Here is an 18,712-nt window from a genome sequence, read left to right as displayed (position 1 = left end):
CGAGAACAAGGGAATTCCCTGATTCCGTTCCAGCAAAGTGCGGCGTAGCGTTCAGTATCAGGATCAGCGGTAGCGCCGAAGGCACCTGGGGAGGGAGCCTTCGACGCCCGCGCTCTGCGATGTTGCAGGCCTGATCGTCTGTTCACTTTCAGAGGGGGATTCGACAATGGACCGTCACGCACAGCAGCCTCGTCAGCCGTGGGCGGCCCTCGCCGCGAGCGCGGCTGCGCTGTCACTGTTTGCTGCGCCGACCGCGGGCGCCGCCACGGTGCCCGCGGTGCCGGGCCCGGCCACCGTGTTGACCGTCTTCCCGTGGGAAGGGTCGATGAAGGACGAACTGCGCGGAACGCTGTGCCAGGCGCCGAACAACTGCGTTCGCGTTGATCAGTTCCTCTGGGATCCCAACGGAATCGCGACAATTGAAGCGACCATCGACGCCACGCCAGGAACCAAGATCGTGTTCTCTTACAGCGAGGGGGCCCGGACGGTCACCGACTGGCTGGTGGCGCACGCTGGCGACGCGGATGCCCCGTCGCCGGACGAGTTGTCGTTCGTCGTGATCGGCAACCCCACGCGCGCGTACGGCGGCTCGGACAGCGACGTGATGCCGCAAACCCAATACCAAGTGATCGACATCTCGCGCCAGTACGACTTCGCCTCCGACTTCCCCGACAATCCGCTGAACTTGTTGACGCTGCTCAACTCGTTGATGGCGTTCACGATCATCCACACCGATTACGAGAACGTGGACATGTACGACCCGGCCAACATCGTGTGGAAAGAGGGCAACACCACCTACGTCTTCGTGCCGACCGAAAACCTTCCACTTCTCCAGCCGCTGCGGAATCTGGGGCTGACCGACTTGGCGGACGCACTGAACGCACCGTTGAAGGAATTGGTGGAACGCGGCTACGACCGGTCCTATCTGCCGGCGGCCGAGGAGGAGCCGACGACACCAGAGCCGACGGACGTCCGCCGAGACTCCGGCGACATCGACAGCCTCGCTGCCGAATCAGAGTCGGACGTCGCCGACGACGACGACGTCGAAAAGCCCTCCACCTCTCCGTCCCGCGACGCCGACGAGGGCGACATCGAGACCGACGAAACAACGGTGTCGGAGGGCTACGCGAAGCACGCGAGCGGCACGCGCCATCAGAAGGCGAGCGCCCCCGCCACCGACGACGCGCCGGATGCGACCGCCGCGGACGCTGACGCCGAGACGGACGGCACCGCGACACGCAAGCAACACCGGGATGGCGACTCGTCGGGCGAGTCCAGCGACGGCGCCGTGTAGCCTTCAGGCGCTAAAGCGCCTCTCAGGTGCTCTGTCGGCGCTACAGCGCCTCGGCGATCTCCCGGCCTGCGTCGGCGCCATAGGCGTCGGTCAGCCGCTGCACCGCAGCGTCTTTGTCCCAGGTCCATTCCTGCGGACCCGGCGCTTCGAGGACCAGTGTCGCGACCAACGACGCGAGCTGTGCAGCGCGCTCCAGGGACAGGCCGGCGTCGCGGCCCGTCAGGAAGCCCGCGCGGAACGCGTCGCCGATTCCGGTCGGGTCTTCTTTATGGGTCTCGGGCACGACGTCGACGTGGACGAACGTGCCGTCGCGGCCGACGAGGTCGACGCCCTTCTCCCCGAGCGTGGTGACGCGCAGCTGAATCTGGCTCATCACCTCCGCCTCGGACCAGCCCGACTTCTGCAGCAGCAGATCCCACTCGTAGTCGTTGGTGAACAGGTAGGTGGCGCCGTCGATCAGCTTGCGGATCTCCTCGCCCGAGAGCCTGGCCAGCTGCTGGCTGGGATCGGCCGCGAAGGACAGTCCTAGGGCCCGGCATTCCTCGGTGTAGAGGAACATCGCATCGGGGTCGTTGGCGCCGATGATGACCAGATCCGGTGTGCCCGTTGCCTTGACGACGTCGGCGAGCTTGATGTTGCGGGATTCCGACATCGCACCCGGGTAGAAGGACGCGATCTGCGCCATGTCGACGTCGGTGGTGCACACGAAGCGGGCGGTGTAGGCGGTCTCGGAGACGAGCACGCTGTCGCAGTTGACGCCGTGCGAGGTGAGCCACTGCCGGTAGTCGTCGAAGTCGGCACCCACGGCACCGACCAGTGTCGGGTTGCCACCGAGCACACCCATCGCGAACGCCATGTTGCCGGCGACTCCCCCGCGGTGCATCACGAGGTCGTCGACGAGGAAGCTGAGCGACACCTTCTGGAGGTGGTCGGCCAGCAGCTGCTCCGAGAACTTGCCCGGGAAGCGCATGAGATGGTCAGTGGCAATCGATCCGGTCACCGCGATGGTCACGCAGTCTCACCCTTCGTCGTTTTCGGCATTTCGGCTTGCTCGTTCAAGCACGTCGTTTCAAGCATCGTCGCACGCAGCAGCGTTGGCAGGGGCACCGCCGGTGGTTGCGCTAACCTGCCTATGAACACCTGCCTATGAACACCTGCCTGGTCACTGTAGATGCCGCAGGATCCGACCGAACTTCCCGGGAGCACATCGATGACTGGTCCTTACCCGCCCCCGTATGGCGCTGGACCGGCCGGCCCCCACATGTATCCGGAGACGTACCCGCAGCAGGGATACCCGACTCCCGCGCAGCCTTATCCCGCCGGCGGCATCGGTGCCTCGTATCCCGGAACGCTGCCTCCGCCGGTGCCGTACCCGAAACGCAGCCGCAAGCCGTGGATCGCGATCTCGGTCGCGGCGGTGGCGATCCTGGCGGTCGTCGGGGTGATCACCGCGGTGGCGCTCAGCGGAGGACGTGAGGAGCAGGCCGCCACCGGCGCGCTGACGGATGCATCGGCGCAGGTCGCGATCCAGGATTACCTGGACGCGCTGTCCTCCGGTGACGACGAACGCGTCGCCCGCCACACGCTGTGCGGCCTGTTCGACGCGGTCAAGGAACGCCGGTCGGACCTGGCGCTGGCCGGACTGTCCAGCGATGCGTTCCGCAAGCAGTACGAGGAAGCCGAGGTGACCTCGATCGACAAGATGGTGCTGTCGTCGCCGACGCAGGCCCAGGTGTTGTTCACGATGCGGGTCATCCCGGCGAGCGGGTCATCGCGCAATCAGCCGCAGGAGGCCGACGAGCAGGCCGTCGCCCAGCTGATCTCGATCGACAACGAGATCCTGGTGTGTTCGTACCTGCCGCGGACGGCCGGGCAGTACTAGCTCAGTTGAACGAGTCGCCGCAGGCGCAGGAGCCGGTGGCGTTCGGGTTGTCGATCGTGAAGCCCTGCTTCTCGATCGTGTCGACGAAGTCGATGGTCGCGCCCTGGATGTACGGGGCGCTCATGCGGTCCACCGTGAGGCCGACGCCGTTGAAGTCCACGACCAGGTCGCCGTCGAGCGAGCGGTCGTCGAAGAACAGGTTGTAGCGCAGGCCGGCGCATCCGCCCGGCTGCACGGCGATGCGCAGAGCCAGGTCGTCACGACCCTCCTGGTCGAGCAGGGCCTTCGCCTTGGCAGCCGCGGCATCCGTCAGGGTCGCGCCGTGCGCCGCCTCGGTGGTCTGGCCAGCCTGCACAGCCGACTCGTCCTGAACAGTCATGGAATCTCCTGTGTGGATGTACGTGGGTGGGCCGGTCTCCCCCGCAGTCTCGGGTGGCCCTACAACATCAACGGTACCTGGTTCCGCCGCTATTCCTCATCTTCTCAAGCGCCGGGTCATCGCCAGGCCGCTGCCACCTCGGTGGCGAGTCCGGTGAGCTGGTTGGCCGCATCCTCGATCGCCTTCTCCACTGAACCGGCGTGGTCGGTGATCGAATAGGCCGATTGGATGCCGGCGGCCTGCAGAGCGGACTGTCCGAGCGTGACCTGGCCTGCGAGGACGAGGACCGGTATCTGGTTGGAGCGAGCACCCGCGGCGAGTGCGCTGACGACCTTGCCGTGCAGCGACTGGTCGTCGAAGCGGCCTTCCCCGGTGATGACGAGGTCGGCGGTGGCGACGTCGGAGCCCAGCCCGGTGTGTTCGGCGATGATCGCGGCACCGGATTCGCGGCGGCCACCGAGTGCCAGCAGCGCCGCGCCGATTCCGCCTGCCGCGCCGGCGCCGGGTTCGTCGGTGATCGACCGACCTGCGGCGGCGTTGAGTTCTTCGGCCCATGCGGTGAGCCGCGCTTCGAGCACTGCGACGGTTTCGGCGTCGGCGCCTTTCTGAGGTCCGAAGACGGCGGCGGCGCCCATCGGGCCGAGCAGCGGGTGTTCGACATCGCTGGCGACGATGAGGTCGACGCCGTCGAGTCGTTCGCGGGCGACTGTGAGCCCGCCGAGCGCTTCGATCATGGCGCGCCCTCCGTCGGAGCTGCCGCTGCCGCCGAGTCCGACGACGATGCGGCCGGCGCCGGCTTCCAGGGCTGCGGCGATGAGCTGCCCGACTCCCCTGCTGTGCGCGTCGAGCGCGGTGCGCACCGTCGGGGGGCCACCGAGCAGCGCAAGGCCGCACGCCTGGGCGCATTCGATGTAGGCGGTCACGGGCGGGTCGGCGTCGAGCACCCAGTGCGCCTCGACCTCGAGGTCCAGCGGACCGCTGACGGTCATCGTCCGGATCTCGCCGAGCCGGCTCGCCAGCACCTCGACGAATCCCGGGCCACCGTCGGACTGCGGGGCCAGCATCAGCGCATCGCCGGGACGCGACGTCCGCCATCCCTGCGCGATCGATTGGGCGGCCTGAACGGCGGTGAGGCTGTCCCCGAAACAGTCGGGGGCGATCAGCACGGTTCTCGGGGAGTTTTCGGCGCCTGCCACCACGGAAGACTATCCCGCGCGAATTGGGCCCGCCGTACGCGGAGAAGTAACCTGGGAGCCGTGAAGCTGCTGGGCCGCAAGAACGATGATGCCGGTGATTCCGGCGAGGAGTCCGTTCCCGTCACCGACACCGCCGAGGCGGCGGCGGCCGAACGCACCGCGACGGCGCCCAAGGGCAAGCCGACCCCGAAGCGCAGCGAGGCCAGCCGCAAGCGTGGCCCCGTCGCGCCGGCCCCGATGACGAGCGCGGAGGCAAGGAAGCGCCGCAAGGAGTTGCGCGGCCCGAAGCTGTCTCGCGAGGAACGCAAGGTCGAGCGCGCCGAACGTCGCTCCGACATGAACCAGCGCCGCGAGAAGATGATGTCCGGCGAGGACGCCTACCTGTTGCCCCGCGACAAGGGGCCGGTGCGCCGCTATGTGCGCGACATCGTGGATGCGCGGCGAAATCTGCTGGGCCTGTTCATGCCCGCCGCGCTGGGCATGATCTTCATCATGCTGGCGGTGCCGTCGGTTCAGGTGCAGGCGCTGATCTCGCCGGCGATGCTCGTGCTGGTGCTGATCATGGTGGTCGATGGCTTCGTCCTCGGCCGCAAGGTGAACAAGATGGCCGACGCCAAGTTCCCCGACAACACCGACACCGGTTGGAAGCTCGGTTTCTACGCGGCCAGCCGCGGGTCGCAGTTGCGCCGGATGCGCGCCCCCCGGCCTCAGGTCGAGCGCGGCACGCGCGTTGCGTGACGCCGCAGGTGGCCTACTTTCCTGACATTCCCGTGCCCGATCCCGACGCCGCCGCGGCGGCGCGGGACCGGCAGGCGGTGCTGACCAAACCCACGGGCGCTCTCGGTCGACTGGAGGAGCTTTCGGTGTGGGTGTCGGCATGCCAGGGCGTCTGCCCGCCGAAGCAGTTCGAGCGGGCCAGGGTCGTGGTGTTCGCCGGTGACCACGGTGTCACCACGTCGGGGGTTTCGGCCTATCCGGCGGAGGTGACGGCCGCGATGGTGGCCAACTTCGCGGCGGGTGGCGCCGCGGTGAACGTGCTGGCCGAGGTGGCCGGCGCCGGCGTTCGCGTCGTGGATGTCGCCGTCGACAGTGACGAATCGCTGTCTGACGCCTACAAGATCCGCCGCTCCAGCGGCAACATCGCGGTCGAGGATGCGTTGACGCCTGAGGAGGTGGTGGCGGCGATCGATGCCGGTCGCGCGATCGCCGACGAGGAGGTCGACGCGGGCGCAGATCTGCTCATCGCGGGCGACATGGGTATCGGCAATACGACGCCGGCGACGACGCTGATCGCCGCCCTGACCGATTCCGAACCCGTGGTCGTGGTCGGCCGGGGCACCGGTATCGACGACGCGGGGTGGTCGCGCAAGACGGCGGCGATCCGCGACGCACTTTTCCGGACCCGCAGGATCACCGCGGATCCTATTGCGCTGCTTCGCATTTGCGGTGGTGCGGATCTGGCTGCGATGACGGGATTTCTGGCGCAGGCCGCGGTGCGGCGCACGCCGGTGCTGCTCGACGGGGTCGTGGTGACGGCGGCGGCGCTGACCGCAGAGAAGCTCGCCCCAGGCGTCCGGCAGTGGTGGCGGGCCGGACACCGTTCCACGGAACCCGCCCATACGCTGGCTCTGCGCCAGCTCGACCTGACGCCCATCGTCGAACTCGACATGCGCCTCGGCGAAGGCTCCGGCGCGCTGGTCGCGCTGCCCGTGCTGCGCGCGGCGGTGGCCACGCTGGCGTCGATGGCGACGTTCGAGGAAGCCGGGATCACCGGAGAGTAGGGCCCGTGATCCGTTCCCTTACAGGCGCTTTCGCGTTCTCGACCGTTCTGCCGATGCCGTCCAGGCTCACCCCGAACGTCGGCCGCGGCGTGTTGACCGCGCTGCCCGTGGTGGGCGTGATGCTGGGTGCGGTGGCCGCGGGCGTGTGGTGGGTGGGCTCGCTGGCGTTCGGCGCGGGCAGCGTGCTGGCCGGTGCGGTCACGGTGGCTGTGCTGCTGCTGGCCACGCGCGGGCTTCACATCGACGGGCTTTCCGACACGACCGATGCGCTGGGCTGTTACGGGCCGCCCGAGCGGGCGCTGGCCGTGATGCGCGACGGCAGGGCGGGGCCGTTCGGGGTGGCCGCCGTCGCCGTGACGGTGCTGGTGCAGTCGCTGGCGTTCACCCAATCGGGGTGGCAGGCCGTGTTGGTTGCGGTGGTGGCGGGCCGGGTGGCTGTGGTCGTCGCGTGCCGGCGCGGGGTCCCCGCGGCGGCGGGCAGCACCCTCGGCGGATTCGTCGCGGGCACGCAGCCGCTGTGGGTGGTCGCGGCGTGGACCGTGGCGGTGGCAGGCGCGGCGACGCTGGTGACCGACCGCCCCTGGCAGGGGCCGCTGGTCATGCTGGTCGCCCTGGGGTGCAGCGCGCTGCTGGTCGCGCATTGCGTGCGCAGGTTCGGCGGGATCACCGGCGACGTGCTGGGTGCCGCGGTCGAGGTGACGACGACGGTCGTGGCGCTGGGCCTGGCCGTCTAGGACAGCCGGGTCATCCATCCGTGGGTGTCGGCGAAGGTACCGCGCTGGATCCCGGTCAGGGTGTCCCGCAGCGCCATCGTGATCTCGCCCGGTTCGCCGTCGGCGATGGTGAACTCGCCCTCACCGAACTTGACGTGCGACACCGGGGTGATGACGGCGGCGGTCCCGCACGCGAACACCTCGGTGATCTCGCCGGCGGCGGCCTTCTTCTGCCATTCGTCGACGTCGATCTTGCGCTCCTCGACCGCGAACCCCGCGTCAGTTGCCAACTGCAGCAACGAATCCCGCGTGATCCCCGGCAGCAACGAGCCGGACAGCTCCGGCGTCACCAGGCGGGCGGTGCCGCCGCTGCCGAACACGAAGAACAGATTCATGCCGCCCATCTCTTCGACGTAGCGGCGTTCGATCGCGTCCAGCCACACCACCTGATCGCAGCCGTGCGACGCGGCTTCGGCCTGCGCCAGCAGCGACGCGGCGTAGTTGCCGCCGAACTTGGCGGCACCCGTCCCGCCAGGAGATGCGCGCACGTATTCGTGGGACAGCCACACGCTGACCGGCTTGATGCCCCGCGGGAAGTAGGCGCCCGCGGGCGACCCGATCACCAGGTAGCGGTACTCGTCGGCGGGTCGGACACCGAGGCCGGGTTCGGTGGCGATGATGAACGGCCGCAGGTACAGCGACTCTTCACCACCCGCGGGCGGCACCCACTGTTCGTCGACGGCGATCAGTTGACGCAGCGACTCGATGAACACGTCGTCGGGCAGCTCGGGGATGGCCAGCCGGCGCGAGGAGTTGCGCAGCCGAGCGGCGTTGGATTCCGGGCGGAACGACACGATGGATCCGTCGGCCCACCGGTAGGCCTTGAGCCCCTCGAAGACCTCTTGCGCGTAGTGCAGGACGATGGCCGACGGGTCGAGCTCGATGGGCCCGTACGGGAGCACTCGCGCGTCGTGCCAGCCCTCACCGCTGGTGTAGTCGATCGACACCATGTGGTCGGTGTGAAACTTGCCGAACCCCGGATTCGCCAGGATCTCAGCGCGTACCTCGTCGCCCGCCGAATTCGCATTGCGATCAACGGTGAACTCGAGGCCAGTAGTCATGCAGGAGATTGTATAACCGGCCGGCCAGCGAATTACCGCGTGCGGGTGTCGACGAACGGGGGCTTGACCACGACGCATTCGACCTTGCGGCCCCGGACGTCGACGGCGACGGTGGCCCCGTCGGGGATGTCGGCTGCGGTGTCGATCAGCGCCAGCGCGATACCGACTTTCACAGTGGGAGAGAAGGTTCCCGACGTGGTGACGCCGACAGGAGTGTCCCCGGAGAGCACGGTCAGCTCCGGGCGCAGCACGCCCCGACCGGTCGCCTTGAGTCCGCGCAGGGTCCGGCGTGGCCCGGCCTCCTTCTCGGCGAGCAGGGCGTCGCGTCCCCAGAAGGCCTCTTTCTTCCATCCGATGGCCCAACCGGTGCGCGCCTGCAGCGGCGAGATGTCGAGCGACAGTTCGTGACCGTGCAGCGGGTAACCCATCTCGGTACGCAGCGTGTCGCGGGCGCCCAGGCCCGCCAGTTCGCCGCCCACGAACTTCACGGCCTCGACCAGCTCGTCGAACACGACGGCGGCGAGGTCCCACGAGGGCAGCAGTTCATAACCTTGTTCGCCGGTGTAGCCGGTGCGGCACACGCGGACGTCGACACCGGCGAACTGGGCGTCGGCGTAGCCCATGTAATCCATGTCGGTCGGCAGTCCCAGAGCTCCGAGGACCAATGCCGACTTGGGTCCCTGAACGGCGAGGACGGCACGCGATCGGTGTTCGTCGGTGATCGTCAATCCGGCGGGGGCGTGCTCCTGCAGGGCGGCGACGACGGCGGCGGTGTTGGCCGCGTTGGGGACGAGGAAGATCTCGTCGTCGGAGATGTAGTAGGCGATCAGGTCGTCGATGACTCCGCCGGATTCGGTGCAGCACAACGTGTACTGCGCTTTGCCCGGGCCGATGCGGCGCAGGTCGTTGGTGAACGCGGAGTTGACGTACTCAGCGGCACCCGGGCCTTTCACCAGCGCCTTGCCGAGGTGGCTGACGTCGAACAGCCCGACTGTCGTCCGGGTCGCGGTGTGTTCGGTGACAGTGCCCGCGTAGGACACCGGCATCAGCCATCCGCCGAACTCCGCGAAGCTCGCACCGAGCTCGCGGTGACGGTTCTCCAGGGGTCCGGCCAGCAAGTTGTCGGTCACGACCAACCACCCTAGTAGCGCGCGACGGTTTCGACCCTGATGGCTAGGGTGAATCCCCGTGAGCACCTCTGCCGGTTACCTGTCCCCTGCCGTCGCGGTCGCCAGTGCGCTGCCCAAGCGCCGGGTCGACTCGTCGGTCCTGATCGTCGCCGTGGTTTCCGGGGCCGACGACGGTGACCGGGCCACGGTGGTGGCCAACCCGTATCTGGACGCCGAAGCGGTGGGCGAGATCGAGGTCGCGCTGGAGGCGCTGGGCGCCAAGGGCGGCAACGAGTCGCTGACCCGCGTCGTCGTACCCGCACTGCCGGTCAGCAGTGTCCTGGCGGTCGGCCTGGGCAAGTCCCGCGACGAGTGGTCGGCCGAGACGGTGCGCCGCGCCGCCGGGGTGGCCGCCCGTTCGCTGTCCGGCATCGAGAACGTGTTCACGACACTGTCGGACCTCGACCTCGGGGCCGCCATCGAAGGTCTGGTGCTGGGCTCCTACCGGTTCTCGGCGTTCCGCAGCGAGAAGACCGCACCGAAGGACGCGGGCGTCCGCAAGATCACCGCGCTCACGCCCGACACCAAGGCGGCGACGAAGGAGGCCGCGACCCGCGCCGAGGCGATCGCGAACGCGGTCGCGACGGCCCGCGACTTCGTCAACACCCCGCCCAGCCATCTCTTCCCCGCCGAATTCGCCAAGCGCGCAAAGGCTTTGGGCGAGGACGCCGGTCTCGACGTCGAGGTGCTCGACGAGAAGGCGCTGGCCAAGGACGGCTACGGCGGCATCATCGGCGTCGGCAAGGGCTCGTCGCGCCCGCCCCGGCTTGTGCGCCTGGCCCACCGCGGCGGCGGGCGCAAGGGCAAGAAGGTCGCGCTCGTCGGCAAGGGCATCACGTTCGACACCGGCGGCATCTCGATCAAACCGGCCGCCAACATGCACCACATGACCTCCGATATGGGCGGTGCCGCGGCGGTCATCGCGACGGTGGTGCTCGCGGCGCGCCAGAAGCTGCCGATCGATGTCATCGCCTACGTGCCGATGGCCGAGAACATGCCCTCGTCGACGGCGCAACGGCCCGGCGATGTGCTGACGCAGTACGGCGGCATCACCGTCGAGGTGCTCAACACCGACGCCGAGGGCCGCCTGATCCTGGCCGACGCGATGGTGCGGGCATGCGAGGACGGGCCCGACTATCTGATCGAGACGTCGACGTTGACGGGGGCGCAGACGGTCGCGCTGGGTGCGCGCACACCGGGCGTGATGGGCAGTGACGAGTTCCGCGACCGGGTCGCCGAGATCTCCCAGGGCGTCGGCGAAAACGGCTGGGCGATGCCCCTTCCGGAAGAGTTGAAGGACGACCTCAAGTCCGCGGTGGCCGACCTGGCCAACGTCAGCGGATCGCGGTACGCGGGCATGCTGGTGGCCGGAACCTATCTGCGGGAGTTCGTCGCCGAGGGCGTCGAGTGGGCGCACATCGACATCGCGGCTCCGGCCTACAACTCGGGCGGGCCGTGGGGCTACACCCCCAAGGGCGGCACGGGGGTGCCGACGCGGACGATGTTCGCGGTCCTGGAAGATATTGCCGTGAACGGTTAGACACCGGAATTAGACGAAGTTGCCGCCGCGGGCGGTGCTGCGCAGCGCCTGCGGAAGCACATGCGCGACGCCGTAGACGAAGTGGGCTTCGGGGGCGACGGGGCGGATCGCCGTGTTGCTCTTCACCGCGGCGACGATCGCGTCGGCCACCTTCTCGGGTCCGTAGTGCCGCGCCGTGAATCCTTTGCGGGCCCGGGCGCGCAACTCCTCGCCGTCGCGTCCCTCGCCCAGTGAGAACCTGGTGGTGTCGACGATGTTGATGCTGATGAATCCCGGGCAGATGGTGGTCAGCCCGACGCCGAACGAATCCAGCTCTGCGCGAAGGCAATCGGAGAACATGAAGACGGCGGCCTTGGACGTGCAGTAGGCGTTCATGACGTTGACGGGCGTGTAGCCGTGGGGCTACACCCCCAAGGGCGGCACGGGGGTGCCGACGCGGACGATGTTCGCGGTCCTGGAAGATATTGCCGTGAACGGTTAGACACCGGAATTAGACGAAGTTGCCGCCGCGGGCGGTGCTGCGCAGCGCCTGCGGAAGCACATGCGCGACGCCGTAGACGAAGTGGGCTTCGGGGGCGACGGGGCGGATCGCCGTGTTGCTCTTCACCGCGGCGACGATCGCGTCGGCCACCTTCTCGGGTCCGTAGTGCCGCGCCGTGAATCCTTTGCGGGCCCGGGCGCGCAACTCCTCGCCGTCGCGTCCCTCGCCCAGTGAGAACCTGGTGGTGTCGACGATGTTGGTGCTGATGAATCCCGGGCAGATGGTGGTCAGCCCGACGCCGAACGAATCCAGCTCTGCGCGAAGGCAATCGGAGAACATGAAGACGGCGGCCTTGGACGTGCAGTAGGCGTTCATGACGTTGACGGGCGTGTAGGACGCCATCGATGCGACGTTGACGATGTGGCCGCCGGTGCCGCGGTCGCGGAGCAGCCTGCCGAACGATCGGCACCCGTTGACGACGCCGCCCAGATTGATGTCGAGCACCCTGTCGAATTCCTCGGCAGGGGTGTCGAGGAAGAATCCCGCGTGGCCGACGCCGGCGTTGTTGACCACGATGTCGGGGACCCCCTGTTCGGCGGTCACCTGCTCGGCGAACGCCTCGACGGCGGCTGCGTCGGCCACGTCGACGATGAAGGGGTACGCCTGGGCGCCTTCGGCCGCGACGAGGCGGGCGGTCTCCTCGAGTCCGGTGGCGTCGACGTCGCTGACCACCACGTCGGCCCCGTCGCGCGCAAAGGCCAGCGCCGTCGCGCGGCCGATTCCGCTGGCCGCGCCGGTGACGGCGACGAGCATGTCGCCGAACGCCTTTCGCGGCCGGCCGACCTGCGCGCGCAACAGTTCCCTGGCGGCCGGGGCGCCGTCGAGGTGGTCGACGAGCTGGGTGACCGCCCGCGCGAGCAGCTGCGGATGGGTCGCGGGCGTCACGTGTCCGTCGACGACGTCGCGGCGCCACAGGCGCGACGCCCACGCCGTCGTGTCGTCGTAGAGCCGGGAGCTGACGTACGGGTCACCGGTGGCGACGATCACCTGCACGGGGGTGTCGACGGGAACCGAGCCGGCGTCGGCGCGGGCGATGTTGGCGCGAATTGCTTTGCTGGTCAGTGCTTTCGGCGCCGCGACCGCGAGTCGCGCGAGCTGGCCGAGGCCGCCGGCGAAAGCGCGGGGGCGGTGCGGCCGGCTCAGCGTGTCGCGCAGATAGCGCGCGACGTGCTCGGGCGCGGGTCCCGATACGGCCGTGAACGAGGCGACGCGGTCTCTCGAGCCGGCGCGCGCCAGGTACTGCCAGACGGCCGCGGAGCCCCAGCCGTGCGCGAGGACGTGGACAGCGTCGCCTTCGATCCCGTCGAGCGCTGCCGCGACCTCACCCGCGTCGTAGCGCACGATCCGGAATCGTCCGGACAGCAGCTCGACCACAGGATCCCACACGCGTGGGTTGTCGGGATGCCCGTGCACCAGGACGAGGATGGGTTGCATGCTCACGGGCGCACAGGTTACTGCTGCGAGGTCGGCGCTAGCGGTCGAGTTCGTCCCGCGCGGCGCGCTTGCGTTCGATACGGCGACGGGCGTCGTAGTCGCGCATCCGCTGCGGATAGCCGACTTTCTGGACGTCGTAGACGGGGATCTTCAGGCGGTCGGACAGTCGCCGGGCGCCGGCGTCCCCGCCCGCCCGGCGCCGGGTCCATTCGCCGTCGGCGGCGACCAGGACGACCGTGACGTCGGTGACGGTCGTCTGAGGCTCGATGAACGCCTCCACGCCGGTGTGCGTGGCCACCCACTGCTGGAGGTAACGCAGGTCGGCCGCGGGATCACTGGTTGCTGTACCACCGCCACGGCGTCGACCGCGAAGCTTGTCGAACAGTCCCACCTGGGCTTGCTCCTTCCGGCCATCCCCTCGCCATCTTCCTTTCGATAGTGCCAGAGCTGCCAGTACACCCGTCCGCGACGAAACGTCACCGCGGACGTGACAGGATGGAACCCGACAGCTCAGATACCTCGACAGACCGTGCAAGGGAGCCACGAAACTATGGCCATCTCCGTCCAGATGCCCGCACTCGGAGAGAGCGTTACCGAGGGGACAGTCACCCGCTGGCTGAAGCAAGAGGGAGACACGGTCGAGGAGGACGAGCCACTGCTTGAGGTGTCGACCGACAAGGTCGACACCGAGATTCCCTCGCCCGCCGCGGGTGTGCTGAAGAAGATCGTCGCCCAGGAGGACGACACCGTGGAGGTGGGCGGCGAACTCGCCGTCATCGGTGACGCCGATGAGAGCGACGACAGCGGCAGCGACGACGGCGAGGACGAGCCGGAATCCGAGGACGCCGAGCCCGAGCCGGAATCCGAGCCCGAGCCCGAGCCCGAAGCAGAGGCTGACGAGGAGCCCGAGCCTGAGAAGAAGCCCGAGCCCAAGAAGTCGTCCGGCGGATCGAGCTCGTCGGGGTCGTCGACACCGGTGCTGATGCCGGAGCTGGGCGAGTCCGTCACCGAGGGCACGGTCACCCGCTGGTTGAAGAAGGTCGGCGACAGCGTCGAGGTCGACGAGCCGCTCGTCGAGGTGTCCACGGACAAGGTGGACACGGAGATCCCGTCGCCGGTGGCCGGCACGCTGGTGTCGATCACTGCCGAAGAGGACGACACCGTCGAGGTGGGCGGCGAGTTGGCCAAGATCGGCGACGAAGGCGCCGAGGCCGAGTCCGAGCCGGAACCCGAACCGGAACCCGAGCCCGAGCCGGAACCTGAGCCCGAGCAGAAGAAGCCCGAGGCGAAGCCGGCGGAAGAGGCCAAACCCAAGCCGGAGCCGAAGCCGGAGCCCAAATCGGAGCCCAAATCGGAGCCGAAGCCGGCCGCTGCCGAATCGTCTGCCGACGGCCCGTACGTCACGCCGCTGGTGCGCAAACTCGCCGGCGAGAACAACGTCGACCTCGCGTCCGTCAAGGGCACGGGAGTCGGGGGACGCATCCGCAAACAGGACGTCCTCGCCGCCGCCGAAGCCGCGAAGGCGCCCAAGGCCGAACCGGCAGCCGAGGCTGCGGCGCCTGCTGCCAAGAAGTCCGCGCCGGCACCGGCTCCCGAAGGGGCGCTGGCCCACCTGCGCGGCACCACGCAGAAGGCCAACCGGATCCGTCAGATCACCGCGAAGAAGACCCGCGAATCCCTGCAGACGACAGCGCAGCTGACCCAGGTACACGAGGTCGACATGACCAAGATCGTGTCGCTGCGGGCCAAGGCGAAGGCGAGCTTCGCCGAGCGCGAAGGTGTCAACCTGACGTATCTGCCGTTCATCGCGCGGGCCGTCATCGACGCGTTGAAGATCCACCCGAACGTCAACGCCAGCTACAACGAGGAATCCAAGGAGATCACCTACTACGACTCCGAGAACCTCGGTTTCGCCGTCGACACCGAGCAGGGGCTGCTCTCGCCGGTTGTCAAGAATGCCGGTGATCTGTCGCTCGGCGGGCTGGCGCGCGCCATCTCCGACATCGCGGCGCGGGCGCGGTCGGGCAACCTCAAGCCCGACGAGTTGTCCGGCGGCACGTTCACGATCACCAACATCGGCAGCCAGGGCGCGCTGTTCGACACGCCGATCCTGGTGCCGCCGCAGGCGGCGATGCTGGGCACCGGCGCCATCGTGAAGCGGCCGCGGGTGATCGTCGACGAGTTCGGCAACGAGTCGATCGGTGTCCGGTCGGTGTCGTACCTGCCGTTGACGTACGACCACCGTCTCATCGACGGCGCCGACGCCGGACGGTTCGTCACGACGATCAAGCGTCGCCTCGAAGAGGGTGCGTTCGAGGCCGACCTGGGGCTGTAGACAGCAGTGTCGTTGCCATCGGATTCTGTCGTCGCGATAGCGGGGTCATCCGGTCTGATCGGTACCGGGCTCGTGTATGCGTTGCGCGCCACCGATCACCGGGTCATCCGCCTTGTGCGGCGGCCGCCGTCGAACGCCGACGAGGTCTTCTGGAATCCGGCTACCGGCGAGTTCGACGCGACCGCTCTGCACGGGGTGGATGCCGTCGTCAACCTGTGCGGCGTCAATGTCGGGAAGAAGCGGTGGTCGGGGGCGTTCAAGCAGAGCCTGCGCGACAGCCGGATCGGCCCGACGGAGGTGTTGGCCAACGCCGTCGTCGAGGCTGGCGTGCCGGTGCTGGTCAACGCGAGTGCGGTCGGCTACTACGGCGATTCAGGCGCCACCCCGGTCGACGAGTCGGCCGGGCCGGGCCACAACTTTTTGGCCAGGCTCGCCATCGATTGGGAAGCCGCGGCGGGCGTAGCAGCCCATGCGGGCGTTCGGGTCGTGCTGACGCGGACCGGTCTGGTGATGGCGCCGTCGGGCGGGATGCTGAGCCGAATCAAGCCGCTCTTCTCGCTGGGGTTGGGTGCCCGGCTCGGCAACGGCAGGCAGTACCTGTCGTGGATCAGCCTCGAGGATCAGGTGCGGGCGCTGCTGTTCGCGATCTCGCACGACGAGCTGTCGGGACCGGTCAACGTGACGGGTCCGGCGCCGGTCACCAACGCGGAGTTCACGACGGCGCTCGGGCGTTCGGTGAACCGGCCGACGGCGTTCGTCGTCCCCGGGTTCGCGTTGCGGGCGGCACTCGGCGAGTTCGCCGACGAGGGCGTCCTGGGTGGTCAGCGGGCCATCCCGGCGGCACTGGAGCGGGCGGGTTTCGAGTTCCACCACAATACGATCGGTGAGGCGCTGGCGTTCGCCACGAACTCCAACCGTGAGTAGCGTCGAGAAGATGGCGGTATCGATCAGATCGCGCACCGACCCGGTGGCTGTGCGGGCGCTCGGGGTGCTGGAGTACCAGGCGGCATGGGATCTGCAGCGGCAGCTGGTCGACGAGCGCGTCGCGGGCGGGCCTGACCACCTGTTGCTGTTGCAACATCCTCCCGTGTACACGGCGGGCAAGCGCACCCTCCCCGAAGAACGCCCGATGGACGGCACGCCCGTCGTCGACACCGACCGCGGCGGCAAGATCACCTGGCACGGTCCCGGACAACTCGTGGGCTACCCCATCATCGGATTGGCCGAGCCACTCGACGTCGTGAATTTCGTTCGCCGCCTTGAAGAGTCGTTGATCACAGTGTGCGCGTCGTTCGGCCTCGAGACGGGCCGGGTGGAGGGCCGCTCCGGCGTCTGGGTGGCGGCCGACGGCCTGCGGCCGGCGCGCAAGGTCGGCGCGATCGGCATCCGGGTGGCGCGGGCGACGACACTGCACGGGTTCGCGCTGAACTGTGACAACGACCTGGGCGCGTTCGGCTCGATCATCCCGTGCGGGATCGCCGATGCCGGCGTGACATCGCTGACCGCTGAACTGGGCCGGACCGTCGCGGTGGAGGACGTGATCGATCGGGTCGCCGATGCCGTTCTGGACGCGCTCGACGGCCGCATCGCGGTCGGTGTCGCGCCGGCCGCGCGCGTAGAATCGGCCCAGTGAGTATCGCTCCTGACGGCCGCAAGCTACTGCGCCTCGAAGTGCGCAACGCCGAGACGCCGATCGAGCGCAAGCCGCCGTGGATCAAGACGCGAGCGAGAATGGGTCCGGAGTACAAAGAGCTCAAGGGACTGGTCCGCCGCGAGGGTCTGCACACGGTGTGCGAAGAAGCCGGCTGCCCCAACATCTACGAGTGCTGGGAAGACCGCGAGGCGACGTTCCTGATCGGCGGCGAGCAGTGCACCCGCCGCTGCGACTTCTGCCAGATCGACACGGGCAAGCCCGCCGACCTGGACCGTGACGAGCCGCGCCGGGTCGCCGAGAGCGTGCAGGCAATGGGCCTGCGCTACTCGACCGTGACGGGTGTTGCCCGCGACGATCTCCCCGACGGCGGGGCGTGGCTGTACGCCGAGACGGTCCGCCAGATCAAGGCGCTCAACCCGAACACCGGTGTGGAGCTGCTGATCCCGGACTTCAACGCGATCCCCGAACAGCTCAACGAGGTCTTCGAATCGCGTCCGGAAGTGCTGGCGCACAACGTCGAAACGGTTCCGCGCATCTTCAAGCGGATCCGGCCCGCCTTCCGCTACGAGCGCAGCCTGTCGGTCATCACGATGGCGCGCGACTTCGGTCTGGTGACCAAGAGCAACCTGATCCTCGGCATGGGTGAGACACCCGAAGAGGTCCGCACCGCACTGGACGACCTGCACAACGCGGGCTGCGACATCGTCACCATCACGCAGTACCTGCGCCCGTCGCCGCGCCACCACCCGGTGGAGAGGTGGGTTCATCCTGAGGAGTTCGTCGACCATCAGCGCTACGCGGAGGGCATTGGCTTCGCCGGTGTACTCGCTGGTCCGCTGGTCCGTTCGTCGTACCGCGCCGGAAAGCTGTACGCGCAGACGGTGGCCAGTCGGTCGGCCGTATCCTTGACCAATGGCGAAATCGCGTAACCCGGCCGAGGCCAAGGCGGCCAAGGCCGAGGCGAAGGCCGCCCGCAAGGCGGCATCCAAGCAACGGCGCAGTCAGCTGTGGCAGGCGTTCCAGATCCAGCGCAAAGAGGACAAACGCCTCCTGCCGTACATGATCGGCGCGTTCGTGCTGATCGTGGCGCTGTCCGTGGTGGGTGGCGTCTTCGCCGGCGGCTTCACGACGTACATGCTGATCCCGCTCGGGGTCGTGCTCGGCGCGCTTGTGGCGTTCATCATCTTCGGGCGGCGCGCGCAGAAGTCGGTCTACAAGAAGGCCGAGGGGCAGACAGGCGCGGCCGCGTGGGCGCTCGACAATCTGCGGGGTAAGTGGCGCGTCACCCCCGGTGTCGCCGCAACCGGACACTTCGACGCCGTGCACCGCGTGATCGGACGCCCGGGCGTGATCTTCGTCGGCGAAGGCTCGCCCGCCCGCGTCAAGCCGCTGCTCGCGCAGGAGAAGAAGCGCACCGCGCGACTCGTCGGCGACGCCCCGATCTACGACATCATCATCGGCAACGGCGAGGGTGAGGTTCCGCTGGCCAAGCTGGAACGGCACCTGTCCAAGCTGCCCGCCAACATCACCGCCAAGCAGATGGACTCGCTGGAGTCGCGCCTGGCCGCGCTCGGCACCAAGGTCGGCCCGGCGGCGATGCCGAAGGGCCCGTTGCCGCAGCAGGCCAAGATGCGTGGCGTGCAGCGCACCGTTCGGCGGCGCTGACACACCCG

The 18,712-nt window shown here is 68.6% G+C and carries 18 protein-coding genes and 1 pseudogene; 11 read left to right on the top strand and 8 right to left on the bottom strand.

The window, feature by feature from the left end; translation table 11 throughout:
• Positions 1-166: 166 nt before the first annotated feature.
• Positions 167-1,294, top strand: a complete 1,128-nt coding sequence (locus tag P9A17_RS17620) for a PE-PPE domain-containing protein (RefSeq protein ID WP_278039994.1) — start codon at positions 167-169, stop codon at positions 1,292-1,294.
• A gap of 40 nt (positions 1,295-1,334) precedes the next feature.
• Here the strand turns inward: P9A17_RS17620 and P9A17_RS17615 are convergent, their stop codons facing one another.
• Positions 1,335-2,306, bottom strand: coding sequence for a carbohydrate kinase family protein (locus P9A17_RS17615; protein WP_278039993.1), 972 nt, complete (start codon positions 2,304-2,306; stop codon positions 1,335-1,337).
• Between the two features lie 198 nt (positions 2,307-2,504).
• Between P9A17_RS17615 and P9A17_RS17610 the strand changes: the two genes are divergently transcribed.
• Positions 2,505-3,176 (top strand): hypothetical protein, encoded by a 672-nt coding sequence (locus P9A17_RS17610; protein WP_278039992.1) that lies wholly within the window; start codon positions 2,505-2,507, stop codon positions 3,174-3,176.
• A gap of 1 nt (position 3,177) precedes the next feature.
• On the opposite strand, the gene P9A17_RS17605 is transcribed toward P9A17_RS17610, so the two are convergent.
• Together P9A17_RS17605 and P9A17_RS17600 are read right to left on the bottom strand one after the other, a co-directional pair.
• Positions 3,178-3,555 (bottom strand): iron-sulfur cluster assembly accessory protein, encoded by a 378-nt coding sequence (locus tag P9A17_RS17605; protein ID WP_278039990.1) that lies wholly within the window; start codon positions 3,553-3,555, stop codon positions 3,178-3,180.
• Between the two features lie 116 nt (positions 3,556-3,671).
• Positions 3,672-4,751, bottom strand: a complete 1,080-nt coding sequence (locus P9A17_RS17600; RefSeq protein ID WP_278039989.1) for a glycerate kinase — start codon at positions 4,749-4,751, stop codon at positions 3,672-3,674.
• A gap of 60 nt (positions 4,752-4,811) precedes the next feature.
• On the opposite strand from P9A17_RS17600, the gene P9A17_RS17595 reads away from it, so the two are divergent.
• The 3 genes from P9A17_RS17595 to P9A17_RS17585 are packed head-to-tail and all read left to right on the top strand — an operon-like array spanning position 4,812 to position 7,266.
• Positions 4,812-5,489, top strand: coding sequence for a DUF3043 domain-containing protein (locus P9A17_RS17595; protein ID WP_278039988.1), 678 nt, complete (start codon positions 4,812-4,814; stop codon positions 5,487-5,489).
• Positions 5,486-6,532: a nicotinate-nucleotide--dimethylbenzimidazole phosphoribosyltransferase gene (cobT, locus tag P9A17_RS17590; RefSeq protein ID WP_278039987.1), complete on the top strand. Its 1,047-nt coding sequence runs from the start codon at positions 5,486-5,488 to the stop codon at positions 6,530-6,532. The genes P9A17_RS17595 and cobT overlap by 4 nt, the downstream gene beginning before the upstream one ends.
• Positions 6,533-6,537: 5 nt before the next feature.
• Entirely contained in the window at positions 6,538-7,266 is a 729-nt protein-coding gene (locus tag P9A17_RS17585; RefSeq protein ID WP_278039986.1) for an adenosylcobinamide-GDP ribazoletransferase, read from the top strand.
• Here P9A17_RS17585 and P9A17_RS17580 read toward each other — a convergent pair.
• Both P9A17_RS17580 and gcvT read right to left on the bottom strand, forming a co-directional pair.
• Positions 7,263-8,366, bottom strand: a complete 1,104-nt coding sequence (locus P9A17_RS17580; RefSeq protein ID WP_278039985.1) for a branched-chain amino acid aminotransferase — start codon at positions 8,364-8,366, stop codon at positions 7,263-7,265. The two genes, P9A17_RS17585 and P9A17_RS17580, sit on opposite strands and share 4 nt — an antisense overlap.
• Positions 8,367-8,398: 32 nt before the next feature.
• Positions 8,399-9,496, bottom strand: a complete 1,098-nt coding sequence (gene gcvT / locus P9A17_RS17575) for a glycine cleavage system aminomethyltransferase GcvT (protein WP_278039984.1) — start codon at positions 9,494-9,496, stop codon at positions 8,399-8,401.
• Positions 9,497-9,554: 58 nt separating this feature from the next.
• Here gcvT and P9A17_RS17570 point away from each other — a divergent pair, with 58 nt between their 5' ends.
• Positions 9,555-11,075: a leucyl aminopeptidase gene (locus tag P9A17_RS17570; protein WP_278039983.1), complete on the top strand. Its 1,521-nt coding sequence runs from the start codon at positions 9,555-9,557 to the stop codon at positions 11,073-11,075.
• Between the two features lie 9 nt (positions 11,076-11,084).
• Here P9A17_RS17570 and P9A17_RS17565 read toward each other — a convergent pair.
• The 3 genes and pseudogenes from P9A17_RS17565 to P9A17_RS17555 form a co-directional block, all read right to left on the bottom strand.
• Positions 11,085-11,468: pseudogene (locus P9A17_RS17565) on the bottom strand (SDR family NAD(P)-dependent oxidoreductase); the annotation flags it as partial.
• Between the two features lie 97 nt (positions 11,469-11,565).
• On the bottom strand, positions 11,566-13,050 hold the full coding sequence (locus tag P9A17_RS17560) for an SDR family oxidoreductase (protein WP_278040565.1): 1,485 nt from the start codon (positions 13,048-13,050) through the stop codon (positions 11,566-11,568).
• A 37-nt stretch (positions 13,051-13,087) separates the two neighbouring features.
• Entirely contained in the window at positions 13,088-13,441 is a 354-nt protein-coding gene (locus tag P9A17_RS17555) for an oxidoreductase (RefSeq protein ID WP_278039982.1), read from the bottom strand.
• Between the two features lie 159 nt (positions 13,442-13,600).
• Here P9A17_RS17555 and sucB point away from each other — a divergent pair, with 159 nt between their 5' ends.
• From sucB to P9A17_RS17530, 5 genes are read left to right on the top strand one after another with little or no spacing between them, the layout of a single operon-like run.
• Positions 13,601-15,385 (top strand): 2-oxoglutarate dehydrogenase, E2 component, dihydrolipoamide succinyltransferase, encoded by a 1,785-nt coding sequence (sucB, locus tag P9A17_RS17550; RefSeq protein ID WP_278039981.1) that lies wholly within the window; start codon positions 13,601-13,603, stop codon positions 15,383-15,385.
• 12 nt (positions 15,386-15,397) lie between these two features.
• Positions 15,398-16,309, top strand: coding sequence for a TIGR01777 family oxidoreductase (locus P9A17_RS17545; RefSeq protein WP_278039980.1), 912 nt, complete (start codon positions 15,398-15,400; stop codon positions 16,307-16,309).
• 10 nt (positions 16,310-16,319) lie between these two features.
• The gene (gene lipB, locus P9A17_RS17540; protein WP_278039979.1) at positions 16,320-17,018 is read left to right on the top strand and encodes a lipoyl(octanoyl) transferase LipB; all 699 of its coding nucleotides are present in this window, start codon (positions 16,320-16,322) and stop codon (positions 17,016-17,018) included.
• The gene (lipA, locus tag P9A17_RS17535) at positions 17,015-17,968 is read left to right on the top strand and encodes a lipoyl synthase (RefSeq protein WP_278039978.1); all 954 of its coding nucleotides are present in this window, start codon (positions 17,015-17,017) and stop codon (positions 17,966-17,968) included. The genes lipB and lipA overlap by 4 nt, the downstream gene beginning before the upstream one ends.
• Positions 17,952-18,704 carry a DUF4191 domain-containing protein gene (locus P9A17_RS17530; protein ID WP_278039977.1) on the top strand — a complete coding sequence of 251 codons (753 nt, stop codon included), beginning with the start codon at positions 17,952-17,954 and terminating at the stop codon, positions 18,702-18,704. The genes lipA and P9A17_RS17530 overlap by 17 nt, the downstream gene beginning before the upstream one ends.
• Positions 18,705-18,712: the final 8 nt, after the last annotated feature.

This window comes from Mycobacterium sp. 236(2023) (genome assembly GCF_029623955.1).
Taxonomy (GTDB): Bacteria; Actinomycetota; Actinomycetes; order Mycobacteriales; family Mycobacteriaceae; genus Mycobacterium.
This window is presented reverse-complemented; position numbering and strand designations above follow the sequence as displayed.